This window comes from Spirochaetae bacterium HGW-Spirochaetae-1 (assembly GCA_002839375.1).
In the GTDB taxonomy this organism is placed as follows: Bacteria; Spirochaetota; UBA4802; order UBA4802; family UBA5550; genus PGXY01.
The window spans coordinates 40610-57798 of sequence record PGXY01000008.1; the positions used below are offsets into that span (position 1 = coordinate 40610).

12 protein-coding genes are annotated in these 17189 nt (G+C 50.5%); 4 read left to right on the top strand and 8 right to left on the bottom strand.

Annotated features, from left to right (window positions below; genetic code table 11):
• Positions 1-92: 92 nt before the first annotated feature.
• From CVV44_16265 to CVV44_16285, 5 genes are all read right to left on the bottom strand, one after another.
• A complete protein-coding gene (locus tag CVV44_16265) occupies positions 93-491 on the bottom strand; it encodes a VapC toxin family PIN domain ribonuclease (protein ID PKL37188.1) in 399 nt (132 codons plus the stop codon).
• A complete protein-coding gene (locus tag CVV44_16270; GenBank protein ID PKL37189.1) occupies positions 488-733 on the bottom strand; it encodes an AbrB family transcriptional regulator in 246 nt (81 codons plus the stop codon). Before CVV44_16270 ends, CVV44_16265 begins: the two co-directional genes overlap by 4 nt.
• A 199-nt stretch (positions 734-932) precedes the next feature.
• On the bottom strand, positions 933-3329 hold the full coding sequence (locus CVV44_16275) for a phenylalanine--tRNA ligase subunit beta (GenBank protein PKL37190.1): 2397 nt from the start codon (positions 3327-3329) through the stop codon (positions 933-935).
• Between the two features lie 14 nt (positions 3330-3343).
• Complete coding sequence (locus tag CVV44_16280) at positions 3344-4372, bottom strand: phenylalanine--tRNA ligase subunit alpha (GenBank protein ID PKL37191.1); 1029 nt, start codon at positions 4370-4372, stop codon at positions 3344-3346.
• Between the two features lie 502 nt (positions 4373-4874).
• On the bottom strand, positions 4875-5726 hold the full coding sequence (locus CVV44_16285; GenBank protein ID PKL37192.1) for a hypothetical protein: 852 nt from the start codon (positions 5724-5726) through the stop codon (positions 4875-4877).
• Between the two features lie 304 nt (positions 5727-6030).
• Here CVV44_16285 and CVV44_16290 point away from each other — a divergent pair, with 304 nt between their 5' ends.
• The 4 genes from CVV44_16290 to CVV44_16305 all read left to right on the top strand — a co-directional run bounded on the left by CVV44_16290 (position 6031) and on the right by CVV44_16305 (position 13166).
• Positions 6031-10137, top strand: coding sequence for a hypothetical protein (locus tag CVV44_16290; protein ID PKL37193.1), 4107 nt, complete (start codon positions 6031-6033; stop codon positions 10135-10137).
• Between the two features lie 86 nt (positions 10138-10223).
• Positions 10224-12218: a hypothetical protein gene (locus CVV44_16295; protein ID PKL37194.1), complete on the top strand. Its 1995-nt coding sequence runs from the start codon at positions 10224-10226 to the stop codon at positions 12216-12218.
• Between the two features lie 237 nt (positions 12219-12455).
• Entirely contained in the window at positions 12456-12824 is a 369-nt protein-coding gene (locus CVV44_16300; protein ID PKL37195.1) for a hypothetical protein, read from the top strand.
• 81 nt (positions 12825-12905) lie between these two features.
• Entirely contained in the window at positions 12906-13166 is a 261-nt protein-coding gene (locus CVV44_16305) for a hypothetical protein (GenBank protein PKL37196.1), read from the top strand.
• Between the two features lie 4 nt (positions 13167-13170).
• Here the strand turns inward: CVV44_16305 and CVV44_16310 are convergent, their stop codons facing one another.
• The 3 genes from CVV44_16310 to CVV44_16320 form a co-directional block, all read right to left on the bottom strand.
• On the bottom strand, positions 13171-14070 hold the full coding sequence (locus CVV44_16310; GenBank protein PKL37197.1) for a hypothetical protein: 900 nt from the start codon (positions 14068-14070) through the stop codon (positions 13171-13173).
• Between the two features lie 181 nt (positions 14071-14251).
• On the bottom strand, positions 14252-15532 hold the full coding sequence (locus tag CVV44_16315) for an alanine racemase (GenBank protein ID PKL37198.1): 1281 nt from the start codon (positions 15530-15532) through the stop codon (positions 14252-14254).
• A 149-nt stretch (positions 15533-15681) separates the two neighbouring features.
• Positions 15682-17172: a carnitine dehydratase gene (locus CVV44_16320; GenBank protein ID PKL37199.1), complete on the bottom strand. Its 1491-nt coding sequence runs from the start codon at positions 17170-17172 to the stop codon at positions 15682-15684.
• Between the last annotated feature and the right edge of the window lie 17 nt (positions 17173-17189).

The window sequence follows — 17189 nt, forward strand, 5'->3', positions numbered from 1 at the left end:
AAATAGTGAACCGTTCCTCTTTCTTTAAAACCGAATTGAGCTTTTTATCCAGGGACCAGATGCGGGCAAGGGCACGGTGAAAAGGGGAATTTTTAGTACAGCATTTCAAACAGTTTTGATGCCGCTGCCTTTTTATCGAACGTAATTGTGCTCTCACAGCCATATTCTTTCGCAATAATGCCTATGAGCAGGTCCTCAAGTTCTGTTTTTGATTTTCTGCCCGAGTTGATGAGATGATGGACTACGTCTGGATTTTCAAAAATAATGATTTTCATCATGGACATCAGCTCCAGTGCATTCAGTATTTCCTTTCGCTCATATTCATAGACCGAATCGAGTACGTAGATTGTTTCAAGCAGAACCGTATTGGTAATAAAAAATGATTCTCCCTTTTTTTCTGTTTTAAGAAACAGCGTCTTAACGGCCTCACCCTGCTTTTTATCATCATTAACCAGAAATCGTATTATGATATTAGTATCAAGAGCTTTCATGTGTGGCTTTTTCTCAATCTTTCTTTTATGGATTCGTTCATCTGATCAATGGTAACGGCCTTTTGATTGTCTCTTGAAAGAACACCGAAGACTTCAGTCGTTTCTTTTGATATGGGAACAAGTGTGATTTCGCCATCCCTGATCTTGAAATCAATTTTATCACCTGTTTTAAGATTTAGTTTATTTCTGACCAGCCTGGGGATAGTAATCTGACCCTTGCTGGTTATTTTGGAATGAGTCATAATGGTCCTCCTGTTCCTTACCTAAGGTAAGGAAATTATAGTTGCATGTCAAGGAATATTGTATTGATAGTGAAGTAAAAAATGTGGCATGAGGCGGGAAATGCCACGGAGTCGGGACGACCAGAGAAACTTTCTTCCTTTGTGTCTCTGTGCCCCCGTGGCATTCTTTTCTTTTTTTAACTCATCCTGTAAGTCCGGTTTACCGCAGCGGAAATCCCTTGGCCTTCAGGTCGCCGATGATCTTCTTCTGCATCTTGTCGATCTCGGCGGGCTCCAGGGTCCGGTCGGGAGCGGCCAGGATTATCCTGAAAGAAATGGATTTCTTCCCTTTTTCGATCTGTGTTCCTTCGTAGATAGTCAGGACATCGGTTCTTTTGATGTACTGCCTGTTGGCGTTGGCGATGATTTTTGCGATATCTCCGGCATAGACCATACTGTCGGCAATAACGGAAATCTCGAAAGGGACTTCAGGATATTTCTGCAGTTCTGAGAAAACGGGTACGCTTTTCTCCGCGCCGTAAAGGGCCGTGATGTCCAGGTCGAAGAGGGCGGCCGTACCGCTTATCTCCAGAGCCCGGGCTTTGCGGGGGTGCAGTTCGAATATGAGGCCCATAGGCTCGCCGTCCACCGTAACGGACATGGAGCGGCCCGGGTGCGCGTAGGGAGGCAGGTTTTCACTCTGGGGCGACAGGACCGCGTTCTTCACGGCAAGCATGTCCAGGAGCCCTGTCACGGTGCTTTTGGCCTGATAGAAAAGGGGCTCGGCCGTCTTCCGGGCATAGATGACGCCCGCGATCTTTGTTCTTTCTTTTATAAGGTCCGGCGATTTCCTGTCGTCCTTGATATAGACGCGGCCCATTTCATAGGTGATGCAAGTTTCATGGTAACGCTGGTTCACGTCGATGTTTTTCACGGCATTGGGAATAAGTGACCTGTTCAGGCGGTCGTGTTCACGCGACAGGGGATTCTGCAGCCGCAGCTCCCGGTCCTCGTTGATGCCCAGCTTGTTCAGGATATCCTCACCAACGAAGGAATAGCCGCTGGTTTCCGTCATGGAAAAGTCCCGGCTCAGTATCTGTTTTACCTTTCTTTCGAAAGTCCTGATCCCATTAACCGCCGGAGGGGAGCAGGGTACGTAGGGGGCCTTGGCGATGATATTGTCGTAGCCGTATATCCGTCCCACTTCCTCCACGATGTCGGCCGGTATGGACACGTCTTTCGTGGCGCGGTAGGGCGGCACTATAATGGAAAGCGACGCTCCATCCTGCTTCACCTGGAAGGCCAGGGAGGTGAGAATTTCCATGATCCTTGCGTCGGCGATGTCGTTTCCCAGTTTCTCCCGTATGTAATCCATGGTCATTTCGATGGTGACGGTCTTCTGTGGCACCGGGTAGGCATCGATGATTTCGGTCATGGCCTCGGCTTCGGGGAGGCATTGTTTTATCAGGTCGTAGCAGCGGATGAGCGCCGACGGCGTGATTTCCGGCGACAGCGATTTTTCGAAGCGGATGGCCGCTTCCGTGCGGTTGTTGTGCTTCTGGGCCGTTTTGCGGATGAGGACGGGACTGAAATTGGCCGCTTCCAGAACAATTTCCGTGGTGCCGTCTTCTATCTCGCTGTTGCCGCCGCCCATGACGCCAGCCAGGGCGATGGGGACACCCGTGTCGGCTATGACAATATCATCCTCGAAGAGGGCGTGCTCCTTGCCGTCCAGGGTCATGATGGTTTCGTTTTTTCCCGCCAGGCGCACGATGATCTCGTTGCCTCGCAGTTTTTTCCGGTCGAAGGCGTGCATGGGTTCGCCCAGTTCCGCCATGACATAGTTGGTGACGTCAACGATGTTGTTTATGGGCCGCATGCCGATGCTGGTCACCATGGCCTTGAGCCATTCCGGCGACGGGCCGATCTTGATGTTTTTTACGGCAAGGCCGCTGTATCGCGGGCAGGCCTCGGGGTCTTTTATGGTCACCTTCAGGTCTGCGGTGTTTTTAAAGGTTTTGGCCAGGGAATGGTCCACGGGGTCCTTTACGGGTCTTCCCAGGAGAGCCCCTATCTCGCGGGCGAAGCCCACATGGCTCCACAGGTCGGGGCGGTGCGTTATTGATTTATTGTCGATTTCAAAGCGGATATCGACCCACTCGCCGTAGAGCTCGCTCATGGCAACGCCGGTTTTCGTGTTTTCCGGAAGAATCATGATGCCCGAATGGTCGTCGGAGAGACCCATTTCCTTTTCCGAGCAGAGCATGCCCGACGACTCCTCGCCGCGGATTTTGCTTTTTTTCACCGTGAATTCTTCGTTGAATTTTGTTCCCACCGTGGCCAGGGGGACAATATCGCCCTTTTTGTGATTGGGGGCCCCGCATACGACACGCAGATTTTCGCCGCCCGCTTCCAGGTCCACCAGGGTGAGTTTGTCGGCATTGGGATGGGGTTTCACGTCGAGTATTTTCGCCGTGATGATGGTTTTCAGGTGCTGGTTCATGTATTCAATAGAATCTATCTCCGCCGTTGACATGGTTATTTTCAGCGCCAGTTCCCCGGGATCGACCCCGTCGAGATTCACCATTTTTGATATTATATTCCATGATAACCACATAATCGTACTCCCTGTTAGAATTGATTGAGAAATCTGATGTCGCCGCTCAGGAAATGCCTGATGTCGTTGATGCCGTAACGCATCATGACCAGCCTGTTGAGTCCCAGCCCGAAGGCGAAGCCGGACCACTGGTCGGGATCAATGCCGCCGAAGCGGAGTACATTGGGATGGACCAGCCCGCAGGGGAGAAGTTCCACCCATCCGCTCTGCTTGCACACGCTGCATCCCGATCCACCGCAGATGAGACAGTTGATGTCCAGTTCAAAGCCCGGCTCCACGAAGGGAAAGTAGCCGGGACGGAGGCGTATCCTGACATCACGCCTGAATATTTCCTTGAGAAGCTGTTTCATGAAATAGATGAGATGCGATACGGAGATGTCCCTGTCCACCATCATCCCCTCGACTTGGTAAAAGGTGTTCTCGTGGGAGGCGTCGGTGGTTTCGTAGCGGAATACCCTGCCGGGACCGATTACCCTGAAGGGAGGCTTCAGCTTCTCCATGCCCCGCACCTGGATTGCCGAGGTATGGGTGCGCAGAAGGTTTCCGTCCTCGGTCCAGAAGGTGTCCTGCATGTCCCGGGCCGGGTGATGCTTGGGAATGTTCAGGGCCTCAAAGTTGTAGTGTTCGGTTTCCGCCTCGGGGCCGTCGAGGATCTCAAATCCCATGGAAGTGAATATATCTTCAATTTCATACTGTATCTGCGAGATGGGGTGGAGGTGCCCGGTGTTGTTCTGCGCGGCGGCGCGGGGATTCAGGGTGACATCAATCCACTCCTTTCCCAGGAGTTCATCGATGGTGGCGTCGCTGAGCTGGTTTTTTCTCTCGTCCAGGGCCTTTTCCAGCTCATTCTTTATTTCGTTAGAGAGTTTTCCTATCTGGGCCTTTAATTCATGTGAAAGTGCTCCCAATGAACGGAGGATCTGCGTCAGTTCTCCCTTGCGGCCCAGTACCTCGATGCGGACGGCCTCAAGTTCGTCGAGCTTTCCGATGGTCTTTATGCGTTCAAGAGTTAGTTTTTTGATATTTTCCAGTGCTTCTTTCATGATAAACTCCTGAAATAGATGATTAAATTAAGTGCAATTGACCGGTAAGGGCGGAAAAAGTCAAGGAAAACAGCAATTATTGTGTATACCCGTACCGGAGATGTCGATATTTACCTAGGCTAATAATAAGTATCAGAAATGCTATTTTTTTTTATTTTTCCTAAAAATTTCAGTGTGCATAGTTTGATTTTAAAAAGTTTTTTTGTATCTTGTACCTTAAGCGCTCATAATAATAATTTTAAAAACAGGAGTTTTTTATGCTGCGGAACAGGGAACTGGTCAAGGCGGAGCAGAAGCTCAAAGTAAAGGAGTCTTTGGCAAAGCAGGCCAAATCCAGAGGTATGGAAAGTACCTACAATAATTATATTGAAGACATCGCGGAATTAAAAAGCTTTATCAAGAGACTCAGGCAGCAAACCGCCTGATATTATTTTTCTCTCACTTCCCCATCTTTTCACTGTAGTCCCGAGGTTGTTTGCTGTATTTTTAATTGAAATGGGGACTACAGTGAAAAGGTCACTCCCATTCGTATTCCCATATATCGTGTATAGAGTTTATCCCTGTCAGTGAAGGTTCCCGCGGGCGATGGTCCGCTGATTACGGGGATAAGTCCCAGTTCAGCCACGAGGCCTGCCTCCAGGGATATAAGCGGGGTAATACCGTAGGATACTCCCGCGCCGACATACAGGGCCAGGTTGTTTTTCAGGTCCGTACCACTGCTCCATGCAGCCTCGCTTTCCTCTCCCGAAGGGCTTTCGCGGCTCCAGTCCCCCACTTTCAGGCCGTATGACAGGCCCCCTTCGTAATAGAGATATATGGCGTGAAAATATCCCCGCACTCCCAGGGCAAAGTCGAAAAATCCCGTATGATAGATATATTTTCCGCTGCCCGCTCCGGAATAGGTAACGGCAAGGTTTTTCCCGCTGTATTTCATGAGGAGGTTGATGCCCACCATGTCATTGAGAAAGAGATAGGAGGCACCCAATCCGGCGTCAAAACCGCCGTTGACTGAACTGTCAGCCGAGGTCCCGGGTTCTACGGCAATGTTTCCACCGGGATAGGTGAGTCCTCCACCTCCCAGGACATGGAGTTTGATATTCATGCCATAGATGCCCGTTCCCGGTTTTTTTGCCTCCGCCGTTTTCTCTTTTACCACAGATTTTTCTTCTTTTTTAACTGCTTTATCAGTTTTTATCGGCAGGGCCTTACCTGTCTGGGCATGCACCTGGTTTGCCAGGAAGAAGATGGCTGAAATCAGTGCAAAAAGGTGTTTTTTATTCATGATATCCTCCGCTTTGTACAGTAAAAAGCTCTTCATGTTACGATCGGGGCTCTGACCCCGCCATAAAACCATTCATCCCTGTATAAAATTATACATAGAAAGTATGCCCTGTCAATTAAATCACCTGTAATGGACCCCGGCGGAGACAACAGGGCTATCAATAAACAGGGGATCGCCACCCCTGAAAGGGGTTAATGAATTTTAAGACCTCATCCAAAGTCCCCGTCCATGGAGTTAAGGGGCGTGGGGAGCCGTAATCAATACCCGATATGTCGCATGACGCTCTATGCCGGGAAAAAAACTTTACAGATCGCCATTTTTGTGTTATGCTGTAACCGGAGTACGAATCTGCCTGTTTTATTGAAAAAAGGGGGGCATGATGAGGATACAAAGAAAAGCGCGATTATTTTTTGCCGTTTCGGTTCTGTTGTACATAAGCGCCAACAGCTGCGGTATTAAAACACATCCCGGGAAAGAACCCTACGTTGACCCCAATCCCATTACAAAAGACACATCTCCTCCCTTTATAAAAAATGTAACGGCGGTTTCGGAGAACAGTGTCGTTGTTGAGTTCTCCGAAACAGTTGAAGAGGCCGGGGCCCTCTCGGCGGCGGGATATATCGTAGCGGGAACTGACAGTGCCCTTGCAATTGACACCCTTTCACTCGATTCCGATACCGCTGTACGGCTGGTCCTGCGGGGAAGCATGGAATTCGGGAGGATATACAGCTGCTTCGTGCAGGATGTTTCGGACCGCAGCGGCAATAAAATGCCCGGGTCTTCGATGGAATTTTCAGGCCGGGGACCGGTACTGGCCGTTATTTCCAATATGCCGGCATCTGTGACTAACAGGACCGACATACATGCCGATATATCGGGAGAGGATGTCATTGCCTATCGTTATCGGCTCAACGGGAACACCTGGAGCGGTGAGCGTGATGCCGGTGCCTCCGTGGAGAAGGCCGGGCTGAGTGAAGGAACGCATGTCCTGGAGGTAATAGGCAGGGATTCCCGGGGTAATTGGCAGCCCGAGGCTGCCCCGACCAGGCATATATGGTCCGTGGATACCACTCCTCCCGTGGCTTCCTTTGAAAATCTTCCCGGTACTGTCACTTCAGATAAAGATATCGATATCGTCGTGCAAAACGCCTTTTTGTATAAATACAGGCTCGACGACGAGGACTGGAGCGAGGAATTGAACGGCAGCATCGTGAGGACCGATATCGATGACGGGTCGCATGCCATAACCGTAGTTGCCAGGGACGCGGCGGGAAACTGGCAGAACGAGTCCGAGGCCTCAACATATTCATGGAAGATAGATACAAGCTCGCCCGTGGCAATCCTCAGCGGTGTTCCCGCAGCCCGGACTGCCGATCGGAATGCCGATATTTACGTGGGCGGTGAGGGAATTGTTTCATATAAGTACAGCGAGGACGGGGGTTCGTGGAGCGCCGTGATTCCCCATACGGAAGCAATATCACTCTCTAATCTTTCCGAGGGGAATCACGCGGTTGTCGTCATCGCCTCTAATGAGGCCGGTACATGGCAGGATTATTTGTCGGGCACTACCTGTTCGTGGACCGTGGATATTACACCTCCGGCGTCAATTGCTTTCGCAGCTGTTCCCCGGGACCCGTCACCGGACAGGAGCCCCGTTTTTCTCGTCGAGGGTGATGATGTGGCCTGGTATACGTTCAGGCTTGATGACAGTGACTGGAGTCCCCTCATTTCCGTCAGCAACCCCGTTCCCCTGGCGGATATTACCGAGGGTGGACATGTGCTTCGGATACGGGGTGCCGACAGCGTGGGGAATATACAGCCGGAGGCCTCGGCAGTGAGCCATTCCTGGACCACGGATCTGACACCGCCCGCGGCCCTTTTCGACGAGTCGTCGCTTCCCAGGGCGCTGACAAATTCCCGGAGCGAGAGCTTTATAGTTCGTGGTGTCGATGTTACGCAGTACCGCTATTCTCTTGATTCCGGGATCTGGAGCGCCGATACGGATATGACGGTAAACACCTTTTCCCTGGGGAGTGACAGTCTCACTGAGGGAGAACATACCGTGAGGATAATCGGCAGGGACGCCGCCGGTAACTGGCAGCCCGTTGATGAGGCCACGGCATTTACGTGGACAGTTGATCTTACTCCTCCCGCGGCTGAAATGGAACTGCTCAATATTCCGCCCGATCCGTCAGGTTCCGACACCGTCAGCATAAGCGTTACGGGCTCTGATTCTTCGGGATACCAGTTCAGAATAGACGACGGCGTCTGGCAGAACAGGGATATGACCGATAAAATTATGATTACCGGTATGGCCGAGGGGAGCCACATCCTGGAGGTGCGGGGATTCGACGAGGCAGGCAACGTGCAGGAAGACCCGGTCAGCTATGAATGGCGCATAGACCGTACCGCCACAACGGCCGTGCTTTCCAATGTTCCGCCCATCGTGACGAACCAGACCGGCACTGCCGTCAAGGTCGGCGGTGACGATGTTGTCGTGTATAAATTCAGCCTGGACGGAAGCGGCTGGAGCGGCGAGACCGCGGTTTTGGAGAATATTATCCTGGGCGGTATTACGGCGGGCGATCATGTGCTTTCCGTCATCGCCCGGGATTCGGCCGGCAACTGGCAGGATAGTGATGAGGCCACGACCTGCTCCTGGACCATCGATCTTGAGCCGCCCGTGGCCCTGCTTTCAGGATATCCCCCGTATCCCGTGAATAACGGGGCCGTCAGCATTGATGTTACCGGTGACGATGTGACAGCGTACCGGTACCGCCTTAATGGCGGAGCCTGGAGCGCCGACAGGGATGTAGCGTCTCCCATAGTTCTCACCCTGAGCGAGGCTTCCTATACGATCCAGGTAATAGGCAGGGACCAGGCAGGTAACTGGCAGGGAACAGCCACGACGGCATCCTGGACCATCGACAAAACGCCGCCGTCAAGGATCACGGTCAGCGATACGGGAAATGCCAGTTCTATTACGGCGCTCACCTTCAGCTGGGCGAATGGTTCCGATGTGGACAATATCCGGATACAGATTGCGTCGGATCAGTCCTTTGCATCGGTGGTTTTCGGCGGCGATGAAGGGGCTGAGCTGGGGAAGGTGGAAAATTACACGTATCCTGCGAGCATTTCATCGGGATCCCGGTATTATGCACGCGTAAAAGCGGCTGATGCAGCCGGGAACTGGAGTGATTTTGGAACAGCCTCGGATGGAATAATTCTTGTGGGTTCCATATCGCTCAATGTTAAAAATACCTCCAACACTGTGATTGCCGGAGCCGTGGCTGAACTTAAAAATTCCGGAACCGGCAATATCATTCAGACACAGAGCACCGACGCATCGGGTAATGTGAAGTTTGATCAGGTGGAGGCCGGTGACAACCTGTATTTAATGGATATCAGTGCCGGCGGTTACAGCGGCGCCGTAAAGAACAACATATCCGTAAACGTCGGGATCGTGTCCAACCAGGGCATCATCTTTTTGGTGCCGGCCGGGGCGTCGCCGGGTGTCTTTACGGGCAAGGTTATCAGCGCTAATAACGGATCCAGCATAGCAGGTGCTATGATAAAGGTCCAGAACTGGAACGGGACCGTGGTGGATACGGTGAACTCGGCGTCGGACGGCACCTTTACCTCGAAGTCCATGGATGCCGGCACCTACAGTCTGAATATATCGAAGGATAACTATTATTCCCTCCAGGTGGATAACCAGGTACTCAACGGTGACAAGGCCCTGGGGCGCCAGGCGCTGAGTGAGGTGCTTCAGCCCTACAGGCTGCGTGTCGTGCTTTTGTGGGGTGATACGCCCAAGGATTTCGACCTTCATGTCGTGGGTCCCAGCAACGGTATTGTAACCGGAGATTCTCCGTCGAACAACCGGTTCCATGTCTTCTATACCCGGAAGTCCTTTACGGAGTCGACCCTGCAGTATTCAAGTTCAGCCGATCCCGTGGGTTCCTTTTCCACTACGTCACTGGTGCAGGATGCCGTCCAGGGATACGGCCCCGAGAGTATAAATCTCTTCAAACTTGCCGACGGCACGCAGTATGCCGACGGTATCTATACCTTTACCGTACACAAGTACACCAGTACCGGGAGCTGGTATGACCGGCCCATCACGGTGCGTATTTACGATACCCAGGGGCTCTGGCAGGAGATACCCTTTCCCGCGGGGGCCGGCGATACCCTGCGTTACTGGAAGGTTTTCCAGGTCAATATGCGCGGTGTGAGCAGGTCCGACAGGAGCCTGGTAATCGTCAATGAATTCGCCACGCTGGATTACCGGTCCAAGGAATCCATGGACTGGCAGGTCGCGCCGGGAGGTCTGGCTGGATATCTGCAGGCCATGGGACGGGGTGACGTGAAGACCATACTGTTGACACTGGCGGTTCTTTTGATGCTTCTCGCCGTCACCTATTTTCTGAATAAAAAACGGATGGAAGGGGGAGTGAAAGGGGATACGTCAATTGCGAAGTGATATTTCTTTTTCAATGTATGCCGCATCTACGGGCAGGGCCCCGGTCATGCCGTGGATGATGGCGGCGGTACGGATATGGTAGACCTATGACCTGGCACAGAATGTTCCTTATACTGTCACCCGTCGTTATTTTCTATGCCCTGTACTGGCGGTATTTCCATTTCAGGCCTGAATATATCAAGCATCTCCAGGCCTTTCTTGCCGGCCTGGCCGCGGCCCTGGTGATTGTACTTCTGTCTCCTTTCGCGCTGCACGTCACGGGGGGCGATAATATCCTTATACGCGGCTTCATTAATGCGGCCTTTCTGGAAAAGCTTGTGGCCCTGGCTGTTCTGCTCATGGTTCACCGCCAGTATCCCAATTTCAGTATAGTGGAAGCCGTTCTTTCCGCCATGCTCTATGCCCTGGGATTTTCGGCCGTGGAGAATATATTTTATGATATTAATTATGGTCTTTCCGATTCGATCATACGCATCTTTTTTTCCGTGCCCATGCACGCCACCACCTGCGGCATAATGGGATATTTTCTGGGAGTTATGCGCATGAGTTCAACGCGCATAGGAAAAGCCCAGGTGATGCTTACGGGTTTTGTCCTGGCCCTGGTGATGCATGGCATTTTTGATACGCTGATTTTTACCGGCCGGGAAACGATCTACCTCATAGTGCCGCTCCTTTTCATGATGGTAATCCTCAATGAGATGTATCTCTCCAGGGCCGAAACCGTTCCCGGGTATGAGGTCATAAAGGCGCTCAACATCCGCTTCGAAGACTGGCTCATGATGTGGCGACAGCCGAAGTATGAACGGTGGATCATTCAGTCAACGGGCAGGGAATCGGTGATGCCCATTTCTCTCTTCATATGGAAACCCGGGGCGGCGAGGATAATACTCTTTGCCTTCTTTATAATTCTTACCGGTGCGGGACTGTACTTCAGGAATACCCTGGTGTATATGTATGACCTGCATCTTTCATCTCCCGATGAAATGCTCGTCTTTTTCATTTTTCCCCTTTCCATGGCTATTTTTACCATAATTGTCGGCGCCATCAATCCGGAATTTTTTAAATACAGCGAGATAAAAATTCCCGTCATCACCGATGTCGTGTTTAACAGGGACCAGCGTGACGAGGAAACCATGATAACCTATGATGTTACTTTCACGGGATGTTTTCTCAGAACCTTCGAGCCCTTCGGCCTGGGCCGTGAAATACGGGTCGTTTTTGATTTTCCCGGCATCTCGCGTGTTGAAATAACGGGGCAGATTGTGTGGGAGCGGCACGATGTGGGGACGAGCCCTTCGGGGTCCATCATACGGTTTACGGATCCACCGGTACGATTCTATTATTTCATCGTCCGTCATTATTTTTTCAGACTCAGAAAAGGAATAGTGTTTTTCCTGAAGCTGCCGGGTTTCGAAAATATACGGAAACTCTTTGTCAGCCCGGCATCCACCATGCAGGACGATGTCATTGTCAGAGCGGGTGAAATTATTTATTCCGCCGGCGACCCGTCTCGCGAGTTCTATCTCCTGAAAAAAGGCGAGGTGGAAATTTTTATGAGCAAGGAAAACGAGGAGAGCATCCAGCTCAATATTATCGAAGAGGGGAGCATCTTCGGAGAGGTATCGGTTTTTACCGGCGACCGGCGCAAGGATTCGGCACGGGCGCGCTGCGACTGCATACTGGCCAGGGCCGACAAGAACAACCTGAAGGCGCTTATTCGCGGTAATCAAGATTTCGCCCTGGGCCTGTTCCAGACACTATCGGAGCGGATACAGGAGAGCGAGTCGGTGTTAATGAACAATATCAAGTATCTTGAAAATGAAAAAATTGATAAGCAGAGACTTCTCGATTCACTCTCCTTTTTTCTGCTTATTATTCTTGGGAATAAGCTGGATATTCACGGCAAGGGAATCGACCTTCTTGACCTGAACAGGATCGTGAGAAACGTCGATGACCGGATTTCCATGGAACTGGCCCGGATCATTCTCATGGAGAGGAAGGAAAACGAAACTGAGGAAGAGTATAATACCCGCGTCATATCGGACTTCTTCAAGCTCTATGGTGAAATATACGACCGGTGACCGGCTAACGGACCACAGCAGGTTGGGCGATATATGCGTCGACTATCAGCGTTGTGTATCTTTGCCCATTCCGTACGAATGAGAGCTGTACCATATTGACGGATATTGTCAGAGCATATCCGACGTTGTTGTGATTACAATTTGCACATTATTCGCGAATTATTAAAACATTATATGCCATAAAATGGAAAAACTTGAATTATCATTCAATATCTTTTATATTTAAATATAAGCACGATGCTAAAGGAGGCTATTATGGAATTATACACTACTCTTAATAATGATGAACATAATGTATCATTAGAACAATTCGGTGAAATTCTTGAAACTGGAGATTTTGTTGTTCGTAAATTTATTGTGGGGAAACACTCTCTTCTGGATGGAGTGTTGCTTAAGAACAGCAATATTCCGGTAAATATCTTAATCGGGCCGCTCATTAGAGAAAATGAAATTATATTAGCTGATGGGAACACCATTCTTCTTAATAATGATATTCTTATTCTTGTCGGTAAAAAAGATGATATCGGAATTTTTAAAGGTCAATTGAAAGAAATTACAACTTTGAAAAAGATAAAAAATTTCATTTTTAAACTATTCAGAAAATAATCATTAATGCGGCTATAGGTATGTATGCAATTTTAAATTCTTTAGTTTGATGAAGTCAGTATAAAGAGGAGGTATTTTGCTATGGGTCAGCTTGATAAAACCAAGGAACAGCTTGCAAAACAGGCAGCCGGGTTATTAACGGGAAAGCCTATCTGGATGTGGTGGATAGCTTATACGGTTTTAGTCGGGCTTTTATTCGGTTTATTCTATTTTGCGATGACTCTCCTGACTGAAAAATGGTGGGCCGTCGCTGTAATTATTCCCGGTGCAGGAATAGCTTGGGGAACTATTTTATACTTTAACCAGAAACCCGTACCCGCAATTTCTCCTCCTGATGAATAAGCAATCAGAAAATAACCATCACGCCTCTTTTCTTCAGGGCCTCAATCTGAGTTTTGTCCGTGACGGGGTTGCCCATGATGTTGACATACACAAGAGCGTCCAGGGCGAGGAGCGGTGATATGTCGTGGATGTCATTAAAGGAGATATCCAGTTCTTTCAGTTTCCAGAGTTTTTCCAGGGGCACGATCGATTCAATATTGTTACCGGCCAGGTAGAGGTATTCCAGGTTTGTCAGGTCGGCCAGGTGATGAATTTTTTCAATCCGGTTTCCCGAGAGGTTCATGGCGATGATGTTGACGCAGTTTTCGATTCCGCTGAGGTCGCTGAAATCATAATCGGATAGATCGATATCGCCGTCCAGGCCCCGGAGGTCCGTGGCCGTCAGTGTTATGTCCAGGTCGCCCAGAAGAACCTGCGTTATGACTTCGGCAAATCCGAATTCTTCATCGTTTTCATGATCCTCATCTTCCCGATCGGTTTCGTCCTCGTAACCCGCGTCATCATCGAAGGACCGTTCATTGTATCCGAAATCGTCGTGGCTGAAGCGGTACTCCTCGTCGAATTCGACACGGTAAGTGTCGGGAAGTTTTGCCTTACGGCCCCTGGAGAGATATATTTTTTTCAGGCGCGTCAGTTCGTTGATATCACCCGTTTCATAATATGCATCAATGTCACGGTGGATTTTGGCAAACCTGTCGGGGTGATATACCTGAATGATGGCGGCAAAAAGCCTGGCCGTGGACCCGCCTGCCGTATTGATGTCCAGCAGTTCGGCATAGCGAGCCAGGTCATTATATTTTTTTTCCCTGTACCGGGCGATGATTCCCGCCGAAATCTCCTTCAGCAGGTCTCCGCTGATTTTCTCTTTCAGTTCATCATAGAGGGATTGAATATCTGAAGCCATGTACTTCCTCGGGGAAATAATTATTAAGATCTCTTTCTCCGCTTCTAAAATGCGGTCAAGGGAGAATTGTTCACGGCAAAGAGAATACTGTTGTCCCATGGTGTCAAGGATGTTTATGATGAAAATTGAGGGGCATGGAAATGATTCGGGAAAGATGCTTGATAAGCATAATCCATGGCTGTCAGCCCTGCCTGAGAATCGGCCATTGCCCCGTAATTTTGCCGCCGCGCAGGGGCAGGATGTCTCCGAACTGGAGAAAAACAAATTCGCTCTGTTCGGGACGCAGGAAAATGTGGTCGCCCACATTGAGCGGTATCTTTCCCGAGCCGTTTACCATGTGCTGGTTGGTGCTCTGTCCGTAGAGCCCGTTGTTCTGCAGTCCTTCCGGTGATTCATACCTGGCCATCCACTTGCCGCCGTAAATGAAAAATGATTGCTCCGAATTCGGGTCCCACCAGGATGTCAATCCTTCGGCCGCTTCGATACCCGGGATGAAAGTATGGCCCAGTTTTTTCAGGACGGGCGTGGCGATAAAGGAGGCCGGGATAAAATCGTCAAGGCTCGTGATATCGAAATCCGTGGGTTTTACAAGGCAGGAACCGGCTGAAAGATCCCTTGCCAGGCTTCCGGCCTTGTGAAGTCTCAGTGTGGGGCTGCCCGCACCGTTCAGACAGAGCCCGTCGATTCGTATTCCGCCGCGGTGTTTTCTTGCCATGTCGATGAATTCCCCGTAGCGTTTCTGGGAGCGGGCATAGGCCGCGGCCGGACTGGTTATGATGCGGGGAATTTTTACAACGTGGGGATCGTATCCCATGAATCCGGAGAATTCCAGGTGCGCCGGGTCAGCGAGAATCCTGTCCAGAATGGGAACAAGGTCTGACGGAGCCCTGACTCCTCCCCTGTGCAGTCCCACATCGATCTCTACATTGATTTTCAGTTTCAGATTCTGCGCCCGTGCCAGTTCCTGGTACCGGCTGAGCCTCTCTTCCGTATCGACGAGCCATTGCAGCTGCCGCGATGGATCAAAGCCGGAACGCCGTGAAAAACGGCGGTAAAAAATATGGGCGCTTTCTACGGGCATGGGCTTTCCCATGAGCACATCGGAACGGGGGAATTTTTCAGCTACGTGGCTCAGAAAGGGCTGGTGGAACACCATGAGCCGCGGGGTTCGGGCCCTTTTCATAATGTGGTCCAGCAGGTCCGGGCTCGGCAGGGATTTTACCACAACGCGGTACTGTTGGTCTCTGCCGAATCCTTTCATGAGCGTGTCTATGTTGCGGTCAAGAATGTCCAGGTCAACCAGCATGGCGGGTCTGTGGGTTCCGTTCTTTTTCAGTTCTTCATTGAGCGATTTGAAATAAGGAGAGTAGGGAGCGCCTTTTCGTGATGGCTTGAAGGCATATACCGAGGCAAGGCCGGCCCCGGCTCCGGCCAGTAGTATCAGGAACTGTCGCCTGTTCATTACATCCTCCCTTCTGATCGGGATAAAATAATTATGAGTGATTAAAGGCAGGAATAAGACACAATGTCAAGGAATAAAATTAGCAGATAAATGAGAGGATAAGGATACGGGAGGGAGCGAGTCCCTCCCGTATCTGAAGTAAAACCATGTCAGCCAAGGATTCCCGAGGATTTTATTTTTACATATTCCTCCGGCTTTTTCCCCAGGATGTCCCTGATAACGCTTTCATTATGCTCGCCCAGTTTCGGCGCCGGACCGCGGGCCTTCATGACGCTGTTCCTGGCCTTGTATGCCGGTCCGGGAATGGTAAAGGTTCCTGCCCCGGGCTGCTCCAGTTCCTGCAGGAGTCCCCGTTCCCTGGTATGGGGATGTTCTATAACGTCCTGTACGGAGTGCACCGGCGCTCCCGGGACACCGTTTTCGATAAGGATGTTCCATAACTCCTTTGTTGTATAAGCGCCTGTCCATTGTTCTATTATCTCCTTCAATGCCGGTTCATTGGCGTTCCGTTTCATGAAATCCTTGAAGCGTTCGTCATCGGCAAGTTCCGGCCGTCCCATTGCGCCGGCCAGCATTTTGAAGGTGTGGTCTCCGGCGCAGATGATCATTATGTGGCCGTCGGACGTTTTGTAAGTGTCGAAAGGAGTAACAAAGGGATAACGGTTTCCCGTGCGGGGAGACATCTTTTTGTTGATGGTGTAGTCCATGAATTTAGCCTCGAGAAACTGGACCGCCACATCATACATAGCTATATCAATATAATCGCCGCGCCCGCTTTTTTCTCTTCCATACAGCGCTGCTGCGATGGCATAGGCGGAAAACATTGAGCTGGCCATGTCCATGATAAGCGTGCCTGCCCTGACTGGAGGATTCTCGGGAAAACCCGTGGTGCTCATGAGCCCGCTGGCCGCCTGTATTACGGAATCATAAGCGGGAAGAGGTGAGAGCGGGCCGTACTGGCCGTAACCTGAAATGGAGCACATGACAAGACGGGGATTTATCTGGCACAACGTATCGTAATCGATACCCAGCTTTTTCATGACGCCGGGACGGAAATTTTCCACCAGGACATCGGAGGCCGCAACGAGTTCTTTAAAGAGCTGCACCCCCTCGGGTTTTCTCATGTCCAGGGTCAGGCTCTTTTTGCCGTGGTTCATTACCACAAAGGAGGCCGACATGCCATCCTTGTATGGAGGGAAAAAGCGCGCCTCATCGCCTGTACCCGGCCGCTCAACCTTGATTACTTCCGCACCCATATCTCCCATGAGCATTGTGCAGACCGGTCCTGACACCGTGTTTGTAAAATCTATGATTCTGGTTCCTTCAAAAATATCCATCATGATCACACCTCCAGTGTTGTCTATATCTATGGGGCTTTTGGAACCGCCGGCGAAGCTCCGCTCCATATATGAGCCTGTGCGGCGCCTGCCTTTCCGGCGGGAGCCACACAGGAACAATGGATATATTGTGCAGCAGGAGAAATATTTGTCAAGAAATAGTTGTAAATTGCAAATAAAATAGTTGAAAAATGCAAGTAATATTGTATTATTAAATTGGGGCATTGATACAGGCAATTTTCCGGTCCGGAGGAAATATTTACACGTTCCCTGTAAAAGAGCCTGTTCTCCCGGAGTTTTCATTTTCGATCGGCTGCAGG